The organism is Paenibacillus ehimensis NBRC 15659 (assembly GCF_004000785.1).
In the GTDB taxonomy this organism is placed as follows: domain Bacteria; phylum Bacillota; class Bacilli; order Paenibacillales; family NBRC-103111; genus Paenibacillus_G; species Paenibacillus_G ehimensis.
The window spans coordinates 1-17,200 of the sequence record NZ_BILX01000105.1; the positions used below are offsets into that span (position 1 = coordinate 1).

The 17,200-nt window shown below is 54.0% G+C and carries 13 protein-coding genes; all 13 read left to right on the plus strand.

The window, feature by feature from the left end; genetic code table 11:
* Positions 1-304: 304 nt before the first annotated feature.
* Positions 305-3,901 carry a family 10 glycosylhydrolase gene (locus tag PEH01S_RS31655; protein WP_127490170.1) on the plus strand — a complete coding sequence of 1,199 codons (3,597 nt, stop codon included), beginning with the start codon at positions 305-307 and terminating at the stop codon, positions 3,899-3,901.
* Positions 3,902-4,460: 559 nt separating this feature from the next.
* Positions 4,461-5,258 carry a tyrosine-protein phosphatase gene (locus PEH01S_RS31660; protein ID WP_025845538.1) on the plus strand — a complete coding sequence of 266 codons (798 nt, stop codon included), beginning with the start codon at positions 4,461-4,463 and terminating at the stop codon, positions 5,256-5,258.
* 59 nt (positions 5,259-5,317) lie between these two features.
* Positions 5,318-6,073 carry a YveK family protein gene (locus PEH01S_RS31665; protein WP_174807190.1) on the plus strand — a complete coding sequence of 252 codons (756 nt, stop codon included), beginning with the start codon at positions 5,318-5,320 and terminating at the stop codon, positions 6,071-6,073.
* Positions 6,057-6,737, plus strand: coding sequence for a CpsD/CapB family tyrosine-protein kinase (locus PEH01S_RS31670; protein WP_025845535.1), 681 nt, complete (start codon positions 6,057-6,059; stop codon positions 6,735-6,737). The genes PEH01S_RS31665 and PEH01S_RS31670 overlap by 17 nt, the downstream gene beginning before the upstream one ends.
* Positions 6,738-6,757: 20 nt before the next feature.
* Entirely contained in the window at positions 6,758-8,587 is a 1,830-nt protein-coding gene (locus PEH01S_RS31675) for a polysaccharide biosynthesis protein (RefSeq protein ID WP_127490172.1), read from the plus strand.
* Between the two features lie 60 nt (positions 8,588-8,647).
* On the plus strand, positions 8,648-9,988 hold the full coding sequence (locus PEH01S_RS31680; RefSeq protein ID WP_127490173.1) for a flippase: 1,341 nt from the start codon (positions 8,648-8,650) through the stop codon (positions 9,986-9,988).
* 30 nt (positions 9,989-10,018) lie between these two features.
* Positions 10,019-11,140: a glycosyltransferase gene (locus tag PEH01S_RS31685; RefSeq protein WP_127490174.1), complete on the plus strand. Its 1,122-nt coding sequence runs from the start codon at positions 10,019-10,021 to the stop codon at positions 11,138-11,140.
* Positions 11,133-12,560, plus strand: coding sequence for a hypothetical protein (locus PEH01S_RS31690; RefSeq protein ID WP_127490175.1), 1,428 nt, complete (start codon positions 11,133-11,135; stop codon positions 12,558-12,560). The genes PEH01S_RS31685 and PEH01S_RS31690 overlap by 8 nt, the downstream gene beginning before the upstream one ends.
* A complete protein-coding gene (locus tag PEH01S_RS35935) occupies positions 12,502-12,942 on the plus strand; it encodes an acyltransferase (RefSeq protein ID WP_281281549.1) in 441 nt (146 codons plus the stop codon). Before PEH01S_RS31690 ends, PEH01S_RS35935 begins: the two co-directional genes overlap by 59 nt.
* A 14-nt stretch (positions 12,943-12,956) precedes the next feature.
* On the plus strand, positions 12,957-14,153 hold the full coding sequence (locus PEH01S_RS31700; protein WP_025845525.1) for a glycosyltransferase family 4 protein: 1,197 nt from the start codon (positions 12,957-12,959) through the stop codon (positions 14,151-14,153).
* A complete protein-coding gene (locus PEH01S_RS31705; protein WP_025845523.1) occupies positions 14,150-15,166 on the plus strand; it encodes an NAD-dependent epimerase in 1,017 nt (338 codons plus the stop codon). Before PEH01S_RS31700 ends, PEH01S_RS31705 begins: the two co-directional genes overlap by 4 nt.
* A complete protein-coding gene (locus tag PEH01S_RS36045) occupies positions 15,163-16,938 on the plus strand; it encodes a sugar transferase (protein ID WP_127490176.1) in 1,776 nt (591 codons plus the stop codon). Before PEH01S_RS31705 ends, PEH01S_RS36045 begins: the two co-directional genes overlap by 4 nt.
* 1 nt (position 16,939) lies before the next feature.
* A partial coding sequence (locus PEH01S_RS31715) for a PglD-related sugar-binding protein (protein ID WP_456320099.1) occupies positions 16,940-17,200 on the plus strand: 261 nt, incomplete at its 3' end.

Consider the following 17,200-nt stretch of genomic DNA (forward strand, 5'->3'; position numbering starts at 1 on the left):
ACAGAAGAAGAACCTCAAATTGGGGTTCTTTTTTGTGTTTTCCTTTAGCTGCAGTTGTACATTGCCGAAAGCATGAATCACAGAAAACGAAATAAAATTTTATCGTTCATAATTTTGTTGAAATTAAATTCCCGGGAGTCTATAATGATGAGTGATTGGCCGTTTGGCATTATGTGGAAGTGTTTTGCTTTTAGAACGTGACGTATACATAACATGGGAAGCGGAGGGATGCGGAGCTGATCAAGAATGAAATTCAGCGATAGCAAGGAATTTCAATTCATTATCAGGCTGCGGAGGGGATCCGATGAAAAGCACAGGCTTTTTTATAATTAAAAATGGAATCGCTTTCATAACGGTTTTATTACTTATTCATTTGATGTTTCCTGCGGTTCATGGCAATACTAATTTTGCTTATGCGGAAGAGAAGAACGAAGCTGTTTCTCTGACGACCAACTCCTCTGTGTCGATCGACGATTTCGAGAACGGGGCAAACCTTTATGCCTCTTCGGTCAGGGCGAATGCAGTCTCTTTGACGATGTCCGGGAGACCGGGGCCCGTAAGAAACGGATACCGCTCCGGGGCGCTTGCTTATGATTTTGCCGGGACGATTGGCACCTCTGCGGCCTATATTCATTTTAAAGATGCCGATGGCTCTACCGGGCGCACGCTGGAAGCTTCCCCTCAAAAGCTCGGCATGTGGATATACGGGGACGGAAACAATCACTGGCTGCGAGCCCAGCTGCAGGATGCTTCCGGTAAAAAGACGACAACCGATTTTACGGGAAGCGGCGGGTTAAGCTGGGTCGGTTGGAAATACGTTACGGCCTCCGTTCCCGCCGGCATGATGCTGCCTATAAAGCTAACCCAAATTTATATCGTCGAAACCAATGACAATAATAAAAACGGGGGGATCTTGTATTTTGACAGGTTGACCGCTTTTTATGCGGACTTAAGTCTATATGCGCTGGACTTTCAAGGCTTGACGCCGATGAAAAGCGGAGATACCTTGCAGGCTAAGGTATACGGAACGTATAGCGGAAGCACGGAGCCGGTTGAAGTTACGGGCAGGGTCGTCTATGCGAGCAGCAACCCAACCGTAGCGACGATAGACGAGTCCGGCCTCGTAAAGGCACTGCAGCCTGGGACGACGACGATTTCGGCGACTACGGCTAATGCGCCAAAGGCTCTATTTTCCTTAACGGTGACGGCGGAGGCTCCGATGCCGCAGAGCATCGAGCTTTCGGCTTCCGCCACGTTGACCGTGGGCGAAACGGATTCGGTAAAAGTATTTGCTGCGTATCCATCCAACAGCGAGCCTGTAGAGATCGTCAGCGGCGTTTCCTACCAAAGCAGCAATCCTGAAGTAGCGGCAATCGACACGACCGGGAAGCTCAAGGCGATGAAGGACGGGGAAGCCGTTATTACGGTAAGCTTCGGCGGCCGGACCTCCAGTTACACGCTTACGGTGAACAAGCCGGTCCCCATTTTGCAAAAAATTGAGCTTGCCCAAATCAAGGCGATGAACGTAGGACAAACGCAGCAAGCCAAAGTAGCCGCTACCTACTCAATGATGAATGAGCCGGTGGACGTGACAGGCAGTTCGGCCTATAAGAGCAGCAATCCCGAGATAGCGTGGGTCGATTCGACCGGTACCGTAACGGCATTGAAAGTGGGAGCCACCCGAATTACGGCGAGCTTCGGGGGGAAATCCAGCGACAAAATGCTCGTCGTCAACCAACCGACCGCGACGCCGAAACGGGAGCTGAGAGCCGCTTGGATTGCCTCGGTGGAAAATATTGACTGGCCGAAAAAAGGAGTCGTAACGCCCGGGGAGCAAAAGCGCGATTTTTCCCGGATGCTGGATGAGCTTCAGGCTTTGGGAATGAACGCCGTGATCGTGCAGGTGAAGCCGACAGCCGATGCGTTCTATCCTTCAAAGTACGGGCCGTGGTCGGAGTGGCTTACCGGCGTTCAAGGCCAAGATCCCGGATACGATCCATTGGCTTTTATGGTCGAGGAGGCTCATAAGCGGAACTTGGAGTTTCACGCTTGGTTCAATCCTTACCGGGTCAGCATGCAGGACCGGATCGATAAGCTGGTGGCGGAGCATCCGGCCCGGCAGCATCCGGACTGGGTCGTGGCCTATGGAGGACGGCTGTTGTACAATCCCGGGATTCCGGCGGTGAAAGATTTTGTTATCGGAAGCGTGCTTGAGGTGGTGAAAAACTACGACATCGACGGCGTTCATATGGATGACTATTTTTATCCATATCCTGCTGCCGGCGTCGATTTTCCCGATGAAGCCACGTACCGGCAATACGGCGAAGGCTTCGGCCATAAGGCCGATTGGCGGAGGAACAATGTCAACAGACTCGTTCAGGAATTAAGCACGGCGATCCATCGAGAAAAAAGTCATGTCAAATTCGGGATCAGCCCTTTCGGAATATGGAGAAACAAAACGGATGACCCTACGGGCTCGGACACGAACGGTCTGCGGAATTACGACGATTTGTATGCGGATACGCGAACGTGGATACAGCAAGGCTGGCTGGACTACATTGCCCCGCAAATTTACTGGAATTTCGGCTATTCGCCGGCCGCCTACGAGAAGCTGATCGATTGGTGGACCAAGGAAACGCAAGGGAAGAACGTTCACCTGTACATCGGGCAGGCCCCTTACCGGATCGGCTCGGCGGATCCCGCATGGCAAAACCCGGACGAACTGCCTAACCAGCTTGTCTTTAACCGCAATTTTGAGACGATCCGGGGCAGCATGTTTTTCTCGGCCAAAGATTTGCTTGCCAACGCGCTGGGGTTTGGAAACCGTCTGAAGCAAGACTTGTACCCGCACCGGGCGCTCATCCCCGCTATGCCTTGGCTGGATGCGCAAGCGCCCGTAGCGCCGGTTCTGCAACCTGCGGTACGCCAAGATGGTGGAATAGAGCTGAGCTGGGAAGGCGGCGGGTCTGAGGATGAGTCGTATTATGTAGTTTACCGTTTTGAAGGGAAGGAGGTCTCAGGGCTGGAGCATCCCGAAGCGATTGTCGCCTCGGTACGTAAAATTGGGGCGTCTCCCGTGCACAAGATCGTAGATCCGATAGCGGCTGACGGAAAAACATATACTTACGTGGTGACGGCCAGCGACAGACTGCATAACGAAAGCGCAGCGAGCAATCAAATAACGGTGATCCATCAGACGGACCGCGACGCGCCTGTGACGACAGCGAAGCTGGAAGGAGAGCGGCGGGGCAGCTGGTTTATATCGGATGTGACGCTAAAGCTGACGGCGGCAGATGCACAGTCGGGCATCGAACGGACGGAATACAGTCTGAACGGCGGAAGCCAGTGGCAGCTTTACCGGGAACCGCTGCTTATAAATAAAGAAGGGTCGCACACGGTGGCGTTCCGTTCGACCGATAAGGCAGGCAATATGGAGCCGCCGCAATCCGTTGTCGTCTCCATCGACAAAACGCCGCCGCTTGTGCAGATGGTCGGTACAGGAGGGTATACGGTCGATCAACGGGTACTGGTCGTTTGTACGGCCACGGATACGGTATCCGGCATCGTGTACAGCTCTTGCGGCGAAGCGATAATCGATCAGCCGGCTTATAGGCTTCCCCTTGGCACAGGAACCGTGACGGCAACGGCCCAGGATCAAGCGGGCCATACGACGGTCACCTCCGCAACGTATACGGTACAGGTTACCTATGGGAGTCTAGCGAACGTGACGCGCCAATTGGTGACGGGCCCGGGCGGTCATGGTATAGTCAATTCGCTGGTGAAAAAGCTGGAGCATAAGCAACCTCACGCCTATATCCGTGAAGTTTCGGCATTAAGAGGAAAGAAAATTCCGGCAGAGCTCGGCGATCTGCTTATTCGTCTGGCGCAAGCTTTAAACTGAAAATAAGGGCATCCGGCCATTCAGTAGCTGGGTGCCCTTCCTATTTCTGGGCCTTAGGGGCACAAAAAAATGTGTTCAATGACCCAGACATAGTTCGTTTTGCAGGGAGGAGCGCTTGGTTTTCTTTTTTTCCAATTTGCTCATGATATTGGGTGTTTTTACCTGTAGTCAATCCAAAGTCCCAAAATCGACTAAATTTTGTGTTCCAAATATACCCAAGAGGGTGGAGTTCACATTTTTTTAAAAAACCTCGCGAGGCCTCTGCATGAAAGAGCTTTTCTCCATTTTCATGAAAAACAAAAACGCTTTCATTCTTTAAAAAACTATGAATGTAAATTTTTGTATATTTTTATTAAAGTTTATGCAATCCGTTACATTAAATGGGTAAAACCTTTCGTAAATTGTATATTTTATTACATTAAGAGCCTGTTAAATCCTATATCCATGAATGAAAAATAATCATTTTTAACTAATCAAATACACAACTCTGCTCCCTCATCGTTTGCTTTGAAAATGTGCCATAATTTACATAGCCGGGATAAGCAGGAGGAAGCAGACATTGATCGACATACATAGTCACGTTCTTCATGGTTTGGATGATGGTCCTGCCAGCTTGGAGCAGTCGCTTGAGCTCGCTCGTTTGGCCGTTCGGGAAGGGATATCGACGATCGTCGCCACGCCTCATCATCGAAAGGGCAGCTATTGTAATCCTGCACAAACTGTCGAAACGGCGGTGTCGTTGTTCCAGGAACAGCTCGTACGGCACCAGATCCCTTTAACGATTTGCAGCGGTCAAGAGATTCATACTCACCCGCAGTGGCTTGACGATTTTTATGCGAATCAATTGTTGACTCTGAACGGGTCATCCTACATCTTGATCGAATTCCCGTCGTCCAAGCTTCCCGACCGGGTCGAGGAGATTCTTCACGAGCTCTCGATTCGAAACTTGACGGCGGTCATTGCCCATCCGGAACGCAATAAGGAGATTGCGGAGCAGCCGGACAAGCTGCTGAGGCTGGTCGAGTACGGTGCTCTCGCGCAAGTGACTTCCCATTCCATCACGGGTTATTTCGGACCTCGGGTCCGCTCGGTTGCTTTGGAGCTCTGCCGAAGAAATCTGGTGCATTTTATCGCGTCGGATGCGCATGATGCCGTTCGCCGCCCCTTTCATTTGCAGCGGGCTTACGGCATCGTGACCGAGAAGCTCGGCGGTGATTATGTGAAGTATTACCAGCATAATGCGGAATCCTTGCTCAAGGACCGGAGCTTTGAAATTTGGAGGCCGGTTCCGAAAGTTCGCAAGAGTTTATTCTTCACCCAACTACCGAGTTTTTTTAGGAGGAATCGTTCGTTATAAAGAACAGAGCAATTCGGAAAATCACCACAAACGAAAGCGAGGCTATTTATAACGTGACCATGGATTTCGATTTAAAAGCGGTGATGAGTATATTGCGCAAACGTCTATGGCTGATTGTTCTCATCGTCGCGATTAGTTGTACCGCTGCCGGTATCGTGAGCTATTTTTTCATGAAGCCCGTGTATGAAGCTTCGACGAAGCTGATTATTAACTCGTCGCCCGATCAAGGCGGTGTGGTGAAATTGGACTTAAACTCCGTAAATACGAATATTTCGCTCGTCACGACCTACAAGGAAATTATTAAGACCCCGGCCATCATGGACATTGTGGCGAAGGAGCATCCCGAGTTCGGCATGACCTCCGAGCAATTGATCAACAAGATCAAGCTGAGCTCGGTCAACGAGACCCAGGTGCTCACCATCTCGATTCAGGATTCGTCCTACGAGAAGGCGGCCAACATTGTCAATGCCGTGTTCCAGGTGTTTCAAAGCCAGATTCCAAAAATCATGAAGGTCGATAACGTCATTTTGTTGAACCAGGCCGACCCGGCCAAGCAGCCCCGTCCTATTAAGCCGGACCCGTTATTGAATATTGCGCTCGGGTTTCTGGCTTCGCTTATGCTTTCCGTCGGGCTCGCCTTTTTGCTGGAATATATGGACGATACGATCAAATCGGAAGCGGACGTTGAGCGCTATCTGGGCTTGCCGACGCTTGCTTTAATTACCCAAATCGATGAACAGGATCTGGAAAAGAACAAAGGGTCCTTATCGTCCGAGCGAAAGGTTGGTGAACTATCGAATGTCCAGGTCCGTTAAACGGCGTCCCGTCATTGCGCACAGCCATCCCAAATCGCCCATATCCGAATCCTACCGGACGCTGCGCACGAATATCCAGTTCTCCTCCGTCGACCGGCTTTACCGGACGTTAATGGTAACGTCCTCCAGTCCGATGGAGGGGAAATCGACGACAATCAATAATCTGGCTGTCGTATACGCTCAATCGAATAAGAAGGTGCTGCTGATCGATGCCGACCTGCGCAAGCCGACGGCGCATCATACGTTCCATCTATCCAATCGGTACGGACTGACGGATATGCTTACCTCTCAATGCACGCTGGACATGGCGGTCAAGGCAACCGATATTCCGAATCTGGAGGTGATGACCTCGGGTTCTATTCCACCTAATCCGTCGGAGATTCTTGCTTCGCAAAAAATGACCGGACTGCTGGAGGAACTAAAACGGCAATATGACATCGTCCTGCTTGATACGCCTCCGGTGCTTGCGGTAACCGACGCGCAAATTATTGCCGCCAAGTGCGACGGCGTCATTCTCGTGGTCGATTCGGGGAAAATCAAACGGGACATGGTCCAGAAAGCGAAAAGCTCGTTGGAGTTAGTGCAGGCCAACCTTCTGGGCGTCGTACTTAACCGAATCGCCCGGCCATCCGGCAATGCCTATTATTACTATGGCAACGAATAAAACCTGTGGGAGGAAGAACGATGAATTATTCCAAGAGAACGGGGATTTTGGTCGCAATCGATCTCGGTATGGTATGGCTTAGCGTCTATTTTGCCTTTTACTTCGCGTATAAAAGCTCCATTCCGGCCGATCAGATGCAGCTGTGGCTGCTGTATGGGACGATTTCTTCCATCGTGAGTACAGCGTTTATGTTTCTCTTCAAGCTGTATAATCGGATCTGGCAATATGCGAGTATCGGCGAACTGCTATCGATGACGAAAACGGTGGCGGTCAGCAGTCTGGTGTCTTACTTGGCGACGAATGCGATCTCGGCCCAGCCGGTTTCGTTCACGATCGCCTTGCATACCGCCGAAACGATGCTGCTGCTGCTCGGCGGCAGCCGGTTCGTATGGAGAGTGTTCTGCGACAAGTTCGGCGGCAAGCGGCAAGGGGCGGACGAACCGAAGAAGGCGCTCATCGTCGGAGCGGGAAGCTGCGGAACGCTGTTTGCCAAGGAGCTGAAGAGCAACGAGAATTACGACACGATGCCGTTTGCGTTCGTCGATGACGATCCTTATAAGCAAAAGCTTCAAGTGTACGGTCTCCCAGTACTGGGCGGCCGTGAACAGATTCCGGCGATTGTCGAAAAGCACGGCATCGACGAAGTGATTATTGCGATGCCTTCGGTGTCCAAGACGCAGATCACGGACATTATTAACATCTGCAAGCAAACGAAAGCCCGCCTGAAAATTATTCCTCATCTGCAGGAAATTATCGCAGGCAAAACCACTTTAAACCAAGTGCGCGACGTTCAGGTGGAGGATTTGCTCGGGAGAGATCCGATCAAGACGGACTTGGACGGCATCGCCAATTATGTGGAGGATAAGATCGTCCTCGTGACGGGTGCCGGCGGTTCGATCGGCTCGGAGCTGTGCCGGCAGATTGCCCCTTTCCGCCCCCGGAAGCTGCTGCTGCTGGGACATGGCGAAAACAGCATTTATACGATTGAGATGGAAATGCGGCGGCTTGCGCCGGAGCTCGAATTGGAGACGGTCATCGCCGATGTGCAGGACCGGACGAGGCTGGAGGAGCTGTTCAGCCATCATCGACCGCAGGTGGTTTTCCATGCGGCCGCCCACAAACATGTGCCGTTGATGGAGCGTAATCCTTCCGAGGCGGTCAAGAATAACGTATTCGGCACGAAAAATGTCGCCGAGTGCGCCGATCAGTTCCAAGCGGAGCGGTTCGTCTTGATCTCCACGGACAAGGCGGTCAATCCGACGAGCGTGATGGGGACGACGAAGCGGATCGCCGAAATGTTCATTCAAAGCTTGGATAAGCAGAGCCAAACGAAGTTCGTCGCCGTCCGCTTCGGCAACGTGCTGGGCTCCCGGGGCAGCGTCATTCCCCGGTTTAAGGAGCAGATTCAGCGGGGCGGTCCGGTGACGGTCACCCATCCGGAGATGGTGCGCTACTTCATGACGATCCCGGAGGCGGTTCAGCTTGTCATCCAGGCGGGCGCCTTTGCCAAGGGCGGCGAGGTATTCATTCTGGATATGGGCGCCCCCGTGAAGATTTACGATCTGGCGGCCGACTTGATCCGTTTGTCCGGCTTCGAGCCGAATGTCGACATCAACATTGAATTTACGGGCATGCGGGAAGGCGAGAAGCTGTATGAAGAGCTGTTAACAAGCGAAGAAGGTATCACCTCGACGATGCATGACCGGATCTTCATCGGCAAGCCGATGAATATTAACCGGACGGAGCTGGAGTTCGAGATCCGCAAGCTGGAGCGGGTGCTCGGCAAAGGGCAGCAGGAAATCCGCGAGGTGCTCAAGCATCTGGTGCCTACGTACAGCAACGTTTCCTAACAGGCGCTGAAACGGCCTGCAGCGTTTCCGGGATTCAGACTAACGAAGAAGAAGGTATGTATGAAACAGACGACGTTACATCGGACGGAAACGAACGTTTCCCGAATTCTCGCAAAAAGCGGCTCCCTATCGTTCATGATGAATGTGGCCGGCGTCGGGCTTGCCGTATTGATGCAGGTCGTGCTGGCCAGGCTGCTCGGGGTCGTCAGCTACGGATATTATGCTTTTGTCATGACGGTGATCACCTTCGTGGCTTTTCCCGCCAACCTCGGCTTCGATACGGCGATTGTCCGGTTCGTGTCTTCTTACGAGGCGGACCAGCTATGGGGCGAAGTCAGAGGCTTGCTGCGCCGGGCGAATCAACTGACCTTGCTCGTGTCGCTCGTGCTGATGGGAATTAGCGGCGTGGTCATTTACGTGATGTATGGCAACGGTCAAGGCGAGCTTTATTACACGTTTTTGACCGGCTTGCTGATCATTCCTTTGATGGCCACGGCGACGTTAAGGCAAAGCTCGCTGCTGGCGCTCAAGCAAGTGCTGGTTGCCCAACTGCCGGAGAAGGTGCTGCGCCCCGTATTTTGCATCGTCATTTTGTATGCATATACGGTCATATTTCACGTCAAAGCCGGCGCTTTCGAAGCGATGATCATCTTTGTCGGGTCGATGCTGCTGTCGTATTTGTTCGGGGCCTGGGTGCTTAACCGAAAGCTGACGCCCCATACGCGAGACTATCCGCACCGGTTTCAAACGAAGCATTGGCTGTCGGAATCGCTGACCTTGATGGTGAATTCGGGCATGTATCTGATTCTGGGACAGCTCAGCGTCGTGATGATCGGCATGATGCACGGCACGAGCGAGTCCGGCATTTTCTCGGCGGCCGTTCGGATCGCGACGATGGTTTCGTTTGCCATTACGTCGATCAATATGATTGCGGCGCCGATGATTTCGGAGTCGTATGCCAGAGGCGACTTGAAGCAAATGCAAAAGGTATGCACGCTGTCCGGCCGATCGGGGTTCGCCTTCGCCGGTCTGGTCTTCCTGACGATTTTGCTGCTGGGCCAGTGGATTCTGGGCTTGTTCGGGGAAGAGTTCAAAGCGGGCACGACCGCGCTTATTCTGCTGTCGCTCAGCCATCTCGTGCATTCCTATTGCGGTCAATCCGGAACGGTCATGACGATGACCGGGCAGCAGCGCGCGTCCAGCCGGATCTTGATGATATCTACCGTTCTGAATGTGGCGTTTAATCTGCTGCTGATTCCGGGTCTCGGCATGATGGGAGCGGCCTTGGCGAACCTGCTGTCGACGGCGTTCTGCTATTTCAGCATGATGTTCAAGGTCAAGCAATCGATGCAGATCGTGACCGGCGTATGGATGCCGGGACGGATTGGAAGCAAATCATAGCCAAAGGATGCAGTCATCCGGGAGGGGAAGATGAGCGCGATTAAAATATTGCACGTTGTCGGAAAAATGGACCCCGGCGGCGTCGAGACACTGTTAATGAACATTTACAGGAACATCGACCGGGAGCGGTTCGAATTTCATTTTGCGGTCCAACTGGAAGGCGAAGGGTTCTACGACCGCGAGATTCGCGAGCTGGGCGGGAAAATCCTGCTGCAGCCGCATCCCCGGAAAGGGCTTGGGCCGTTTCGGGAGCAATTCCTGCATAACGTAAGAGAAAATGGTCCATATGCCGCCATTCATAGCCATATCTTCCAATTCAGCGGGTATGTGCTGAAGCTGGCCAAGGAGATCGGCGTCCCGGTTCGCGTGTGCCACAGTCATACGGTGAACGCCGAACAGCGGACGACGCTGTTCCGCGCCTTGTACCGCCAGTACATGAAATCGCTGATTTTAAAGCACAGCACGCATCTGATCGGCTGCTCCAGGCCGGCATGCGAATCGCTGTTCGGGGCCCGCTGCTGGAAGGATACCCGCACGGAGCTGCTGCCCAATGCGATCAATCTGCTGCCGTACGAGCAGCTGCCCACGGATCGGAGCGGGCTCAGGCAGCGTATCGGAGTGAACGACCCGTCGGTTCCGGTGGTGGGGCATATCGGTCGGTTCAGCGAAGAGAAGAATCACCGTTTCGTTCTGGAGACCTTCTCCTTATTGGTCAAGGAGGTTCCCGAGGCGCAGCTCGTGCTGGTCGGAGACGGAAGATTGCGCGAGGAGATGGAGCGGCTTGCCGAAACGCTGGGCATTCGGGGGCAGGTCCGTTTCCTGGGCGCACGCAAAGACATTCCGGAAATTATCGGCGCTTTCGATGTGTTCCTGCTGCCGTCGCTATTCGAAGGCTTGGGCATTGTCGTCATCGAAGCGCAGGCCGGCGGCGTGCCCAGCCTCGTGTCGGAGCATGTACCAGTTGAAGCCGACCTGAGCTTCGGTATGGTGGAGCATCTGAAGCTGCAGCCCGAGGTATGGGTCGACAAGATCAGGGGAATACTGGGACGTTCGGCTGCGCCGGATTGGCCGACGAGGCATCGTTTCCTGAAAAAGCACGGCTACGATATCCGCGAAAGCATCCGGCGGCTGGAGAGCATTTATCATGCTTGAGCGGAAGGTTGACCTGCCGCCTGCAAGGGATAATCCCTTCGTGCAAACGATGCTGCTTTGGATGTACGCCGTGCTGTTGATGCTGACGACCAAATGGGTAACCCAATTGGATCTCGACGTCGGGCTTGTCTTTTTCTTTATTTTGCTGCTTCCCTTTTTCGTCATGCTGAAATGGCCCAACCAGCCGGCCGTTCTCTATATCGGGCTCATGGTGATGCTGATCGGCAAAGGGATGTATGCCCTGACGACGGACCCTTTGTTCGGCCCGGATGCCAGAGGCTATTTCCGTCAGGTGACGTTTTATCCGCAGTTAAACGACTTTCTCCGTTATGCGACGGAGCACATTACGGACAATTGGCTGAATTCTTCGGCGTATCCGGTGTTCGGGCTGCTGTACATGCCGTTTTATAAATTTCTGGATTTGGCCGATCCGCTTGTCATCATTACGTTCAATTCCTTTTTGCTCGTGCTGTGCTGCAATATGACGTACCGGCTGAACGACAGGTTTTTCCCGTACGAGCTTTCGGAGTCGGGCAAACGAACGTATAACGCGGTGCTGATTATCGGGCTGCTCGCAAGTCCGGCGCTGATGTATATGTCCTCCGTATTCGGCAAGGACATCACGTGCGCCTTTCTTGGCCTATTGTGCACCCAGCTTTTATTAAACCGAAGATACATTTTGTTTATCATCGTGTTGTTCTACACGACCATGCTCAGAGATTATTCGATCGTCTATATTTTGTCCTTTTACTTTCTGTTCCGCCGAAGCTTCAAGGCCGCCTTGCTCATGCTCGTCGCTGCGCTGGGCATAGTGTTCTGGAAGGTGGGGCTGACCGGGCTTCTGAATTCGTTCATGCTCACGGTCTTTCTGTTCATCTCTCCGAATCCGTTCAAAGCGTTCAATTGGGACACGGAGTTCGTGATGCGGACGGCGGAGGCGGTCTATATGATGATTTCGTTCGGGCTGTCCGTGACGGTGTTCTTGCGCCATAAGGAGACGCGTTCGTTTTTTGCGATGTGCCTTGTTCTGCTGTTCACCTTCGGCTGTACGCTGGTATTGGTCGGCTTCGTCACCGTGACCGAGCGGAATCTGGAGTACGGGGTAGGGACGATCGGGGATAACATGGTCAGGAAAAAAGTGCCTGTCGTGCCCATTCTCTACATGATGAACGCATATACGCTCGCGTGGTTATTCCGGCCAAAAGCGGCGCATTCAAAGAAAGGAGAGGCTTGCCATCCGAGGAAGGGACAAATTTCATCGCTACAAAGGATTTCTGAACCTGCTTACGGCGCTGTTCTCGATTGTTCCGAAGCCTCTGCTCAAGAGCGGGTGGCACGCGACCGACCTGCTGCCGGAGCCCTTGGGGCTCGCAACGCGCTACTGCCTTCTCAAACGGTTGATCCCGAAGTGCGGCGATAACGTCTTCGTCGGCCGGTCTGTGGAGATAAAGCATTGGGAGAAGCTCTCCATCGGCAGCAATGTAAGCATACATAAGCAGTGCTATCTGGATGCGGGAGGCGGCATCACGATCGATAACGACGTGTCGATTGCGCATCAAACCTCGATGATTTCATTCGAGCACGCTTGGGATGACGACGCTCTGCCGATTCGCGACAACCCGGTCAACTATGCGCCGATCACGATTCAATCGGACGTCTGGATTGGCTGCGGCTGCCGCATTCTGGCGGGCGTGGACATCGGAAGCAGGGCGGTAGTGGCCGCCGGCGCGGTCGTGACCAAGCCGGTGCCCCCGCATACCGTTGTCGGCGGAGTCCCGGCAAAACCTATTAAATCTATCTGAGAGGGTCGAGGACCATGAAGGTATTATGGGCGCATGACCATACGTTTTACTTTAACGATTCGGGGAAATTTTTTTCCAGCGGAAAGCTGCCCTACTCGGTGTGGGAACGGTATTTGACCGTATTTGACGAAATTACGGTGGCGTCCCGGGCGAAAAAAATATCTTCGGAAACGGAAATTGCGAATAAAAGCTTATCCAGCGGCAAAAATGTGCAATTTGTCGTACTGCCTTCCCTCAGCAACCCGGTAAACAAGCTGACGAAAAAAGGCTATATCGAGCGCGTGCTGACCGAATCGATCGCGCAGTCGGATGCGGTAATCGCCCGGCTCCCCAGCGAAATCGGCTCGGAAGCGGTGGCGATTGCCAAGAAGCTCAAGAAGCCTTTTGCCGTGGAGATGGTCGCCTGCGCTTGGGATGCGCTGTGGAATTACGGCAATCTGCAAGGGAAGGCGTATGCGCCCATTGCGACGCTGAAGACGAAAGCGCAGGTGAAGGAAGCGCCGTTTGCCATTTACGTGACAAAGCAATTCTTGCAGCACCGGTATCCGAATACGAGCGGATATACCGAAGGCTGCTCCGATGTGGAAATTCCGGAGCTGTGCCCCGAGGTCATGGAGCGGCGTCTCCGCAAAATCGAGACCGGAGCCAAGCCCGTGATCCTGGGGCTGATCGGCAATCTGAACGGCAAAACGAAAGGCATTGCGACGGCGCTGGAGGCGTTGGCCCGGGTGAAGCCGAAGCTGCCGGCCTTCGAATTCCGGGTGCTCGGCGGAGGCGACAAGGAGCCGTGGGAGGAGCTGGCGGCCAAATTCGGCTTGCGGGAGCACGTCCGGTTCGACGGCGTTCTGCAGAGCGGCGATGCCGTATTCGAGTGGCTGGATCAAGTGGATCTTTACTTGCAGCCGAGCTTCCAGGAAGGCTTGCCGAGAGCGACGGTCGAGGCCATGAGCCGGGGATGTCCGGTCATCGGATCGACGGCCGGAGGTATTCCGGAGCTTATCGACCCGCGGTATCTGCATAAGCCCGGCAATGACAAGCAGCTGGCCCGGCTGATCGAGCAGTATATCTCCGACACACGCTGGATGGCCGAGCAAGCGCAAGCCAACTACCGGAAAGCGGGGAACTATACGAAAAACCAGCTGGATCAGGAACGGCAGGAGTTTTGGGAAAAGTTTTCTCAATTCGTGAAGGAAGGGAAGGCGCAGCGATGAAAATTTTGGTCACCGGATCCGCAGGCTTTATCGGGTATCATCTCTCGGCGAAGCTGCTTCAGGAAGGCTTCTCCGTGGTGGGGGTAGACTGCTTAAACGACTATTACGACGTCAGGCTGAAGGAGGACCGGTTAAAGGGACTGCTGGAGTATGACGCTTACGCTCATTACAACTTCGACCTGCGCGATCAAAAGTCGCTGGAGGCGTTGTTTGCTTCCCATGACTTTGCGGCGGTCGTTCATCTTGCGGCCCAAGCCGGCGTGCGGTATTCCATGGTCAATCCGGGGGCGTACATCGACTCCAACATTACCGGCTTCCTGCATATGCTGGAGAGCTCCCGCAAGCATCGCATCCCGCATCTCATCTATGCTTCCTCCAGCTCGGTATACGGGGCGAATGTGAAAATGCCGTTCTCCGTGACCGATGCGGTCAATCATCCCGTCAGCCTGTATGCGGCCACCAAAAAAGCGAACGAGCTGATGGCCCATACCTACAGCCATCTGTACGGGCTGCCGACGACGGGCTTGCGCTTCTTCACGGTATACGGGCCTTGGGGCAGACCGGACATGGCGTATTTCTCGTTCACGAAGGCGATTATGGAGGGCAAGCCGATCCAAGTGTTTAACGAAGGCCAGATGATGCGCGATTTCACCTACATCGACGACATCGTACAAGGCATCGTGCGTCTGCTCTTCCGTCCTCCGGTGCCCAACGACAGTTGGAACCGGATGGAGCCGGACCCGTCCTCCTCATACGCGCCATATAAAATTTATAATATCGGCAACAACCGGCCCATTCCTTTGATGAAGTTCATTCATACGATCGAGGAATGTCTCGGCAAAGAAGCGGTGATCGAATTTAAGCCTATGCAGCCCGGCGACGTGAAGGCGACGTATGCCGATATCGACGAGCTGGCGCGCGAGGTCGGCTTCACGCCCAAGATTAGCATCGAGACCGGAATTAAGGCGTTTACGAATTGGTATTGCCAATATTATCGAGGGGTAACCGTATGAAGAAGGTAGCTCATATTTGCACAAGCGCCATCTCCCATAAAATTTTGGCGGATAAGCTGGCGGTGCTGCAGAAGGCGGAATATGAGGTTCATCTGATTTCGTCTCCCGACGGTTATGACGAGGAGTTCATGAAACGATACCGCCTGAAGCTCCATTTCGTGCCGATGAACCGGAAAATTCATCTTTGGGACGATCTGCGTTCGATCCGTCAGATGCGGTCGCTGCTTCGGCGCGAGCGGTTCGATATTGTTCATACGCATACGGCGAAGGCCGGACTAATCGGCCGGGTGGCGGGCTGGCTGGCCCGGACGCCGATGATTCTGCATACGAGCCACGGACTGCCGTTTTTTGAAGGACAGAAGCGGATCACCAGCTTCATCTACCGTAGTCTGGAGAAGCTGGGCGCGCGGTTCTGCGACGCGCTTTCCTCGCAAAACCGCGAGGATATGGAGAAGCTGCGGGAGCTGGCGCCGGGCAAGCCGGTCTACTACGAAGGGAACGGCGTCGATTTGAACCGGCTGGATGAGTTCCGCTACCGTATCGATCAGGCCGAGCTGAACCGGCTTCGGCAGGACGCGCTCATCCCTGAAGGAAAGAAAATCATCCTGATGGCGGCCCGATTGGAGCCGGTAAAAGATCATGCCTTTCTGCTGGAGTCGCTGCGTCTGCTAAAAGACAAGCATGGGGATGAATTCTGCTGCGTCCTGGCCGGGAAGGGTCCGCTTGAAGCGGAAATCCGAAGGAAAATCATGGAGCTGGGCCTCGAAGAGGAAGTGAGGCTGATCGGGCATCAGAGCTATATTTACCCTTGGATTAAGCTGGCGGATATCGTCGTGCTCTCTTCCGAGAAGGAAGGAATTCCCCGCTTTTTGATGGAAGCGATGGCCTTCTCCAAGCCGGCGGTAGCCAGCGACGTGCTCGGAACGAGGGAGCTGGTGAAGCATAACGAGACCGGATTGTTGGTCCCTTATAAGCAGCCGGAGGCGTTTGCCGACGCTCTGCACAAGGTGCTCGCCAGCGACGAGCTGCTGAAGCGATTCGGCAGCGAAGCGCGCAGCGTGATCGAGCGTGAATTTACGGAGCAGGCGGTCGTTGGGCGGTTGAACCGCATGTACGGGGAAATCGAACAGAAAAAAACGGCCGATAAACGGAGAACCGTGCAGCGCATCAAGCGCGTGTTCGATTTCACCGCTGCTTTGGCGGCGGTCATCGCGTTCGCACCTTTGTTCGTGCTTGTCGCGCTGCTGGTCCGCCTGAATCTGGGCTCGCCGGTGCTGTTCCGACAGCAGCGTCCCGGGCTTCACGGCAAGCCGTTCCACGTGTACAAGTTCCGCACGATGAACGACCGGAAGGACAGCAAGGGCGAGCTGCTGCCGGATGCGGAACGGCTGACCGCCTTCGGCAAGCTGCTGCGCAAAACAAGCATGGATGAGCTGCCTCAGCTGTTCAACGTACTGCGTGGAGATATGAGTCTGATCGGGCCAAGGCCGCTCCTGATGGAATATTTGCCGTTATATACGGAGGAGCAGCAGAAGCGGCATTGGGTCCGTCCCGGCATTACCGGCTGGGCTCAGGTGAACGGAAGAAACGCGATCTCCTGGGAAGAGAAGTTCGCGCTGGACGTATGGTACACCGACCACCCGTCGCTGTTGCTGGACGCGAAAATCTTATGGATGACGGTGAAAAAAGTATTCCGTGCCGACGGCGTTCAGCAGGCGGGGCATGCTACGACGAGCAAATTTACGGGCAACCGGAAGGTGGAGGGATTCTAGCATGAAGAAGCTCGTCCTGATCGGCGGAGGCGGTCATGGAAAGGTCGTCCTCGATGTGATGCGGGCTCAGGGGGAATATGGACTGGCCGGGATCGGCGACGACAAGTATACGCGCAGCTTTAGCCAGGACGGCATTCTTCACGGGCCGGTCGCGGACCTGGCGAAGCTGCTGCGGGACGACGACTGCCGGTTATTTATTGCCATCGGCAGCAACCGCACCCGCCGGGCCGTCATGGAACGGCTCGGGTACCCCGAATCCCGC

Bases quoted from the DNA above. Each gene is read 5' to 3' on its own strand.
- PEH01S_RS31655 (WP_127490170.1), top strand. From the start codon at position 305: ATGAAAAGCACAGGCTTTTTTATAATTAAAAATGGAATCGCTTTCATA.
- PEH01S_RS31665 (WP_174807190.1), top strand. From the start codon at position 5,318: ATGGATTTCGATTTAAAAGCGGTGATGAGTATATTGCGCAAACGTCTA.
- PEH01S_RS31670 (WP_025845535.1), top strand. From the start codon at position 6,057: ATGTCCAGGTCCGTTAAACGGCGTCCCGTCATTGCGCACAGCCATCCC.
- PEH01S_RS31675 (WP_127490172.1), top strand. From the start codon at position 6,758: ATGAATTATTCCAAGAGAACGGGGATTTTGGTCGCAATCGATCTCGGT.
- PEH01S_RS31680 (WP_127490173.1), top strand. From the start codon at position 8,648: ATGAAACAGACGACGTTACATCGGACGGAAACGAACGTTTCCCGAATT.
- PEH01S_RS31685 (WP_127490174.1), top strand. From the start codon at position 10,019: ATGAGCGCGATTAAAATATTGCACGTTGTCGGAAAAATGGACCCCGGC.
- PEH01S_RS31690 (WP_127490175.1), top strand. From the start codon at position 11,133: ATGCTTGAGCGGAAGGTTGACCTGCCGCCTGCAAGGGATAATCCCTTC.
- PEH01S_RS31700 (WP_025845525.1), top strand. From the start codon at position 12,957: ATGAAGGTATTATGGGCGCATGACCATACGTTTTACTTTAACGATTCG.
- PEH01S_RS31705 (WP_025845523.1), top strand. From the start codon at position 14,150: ATGAAAATTTTGGTCACCGGATCCGCAGGCTTTATCGGGTATCATCTC.
- PEH01S_RS36045 (WP_127490176.1), top strand. From the start codon at position 15,163: ATGAAGAAGGTAGCTCATATTTGCACAAGCGCCATCTCCCATAAAATT.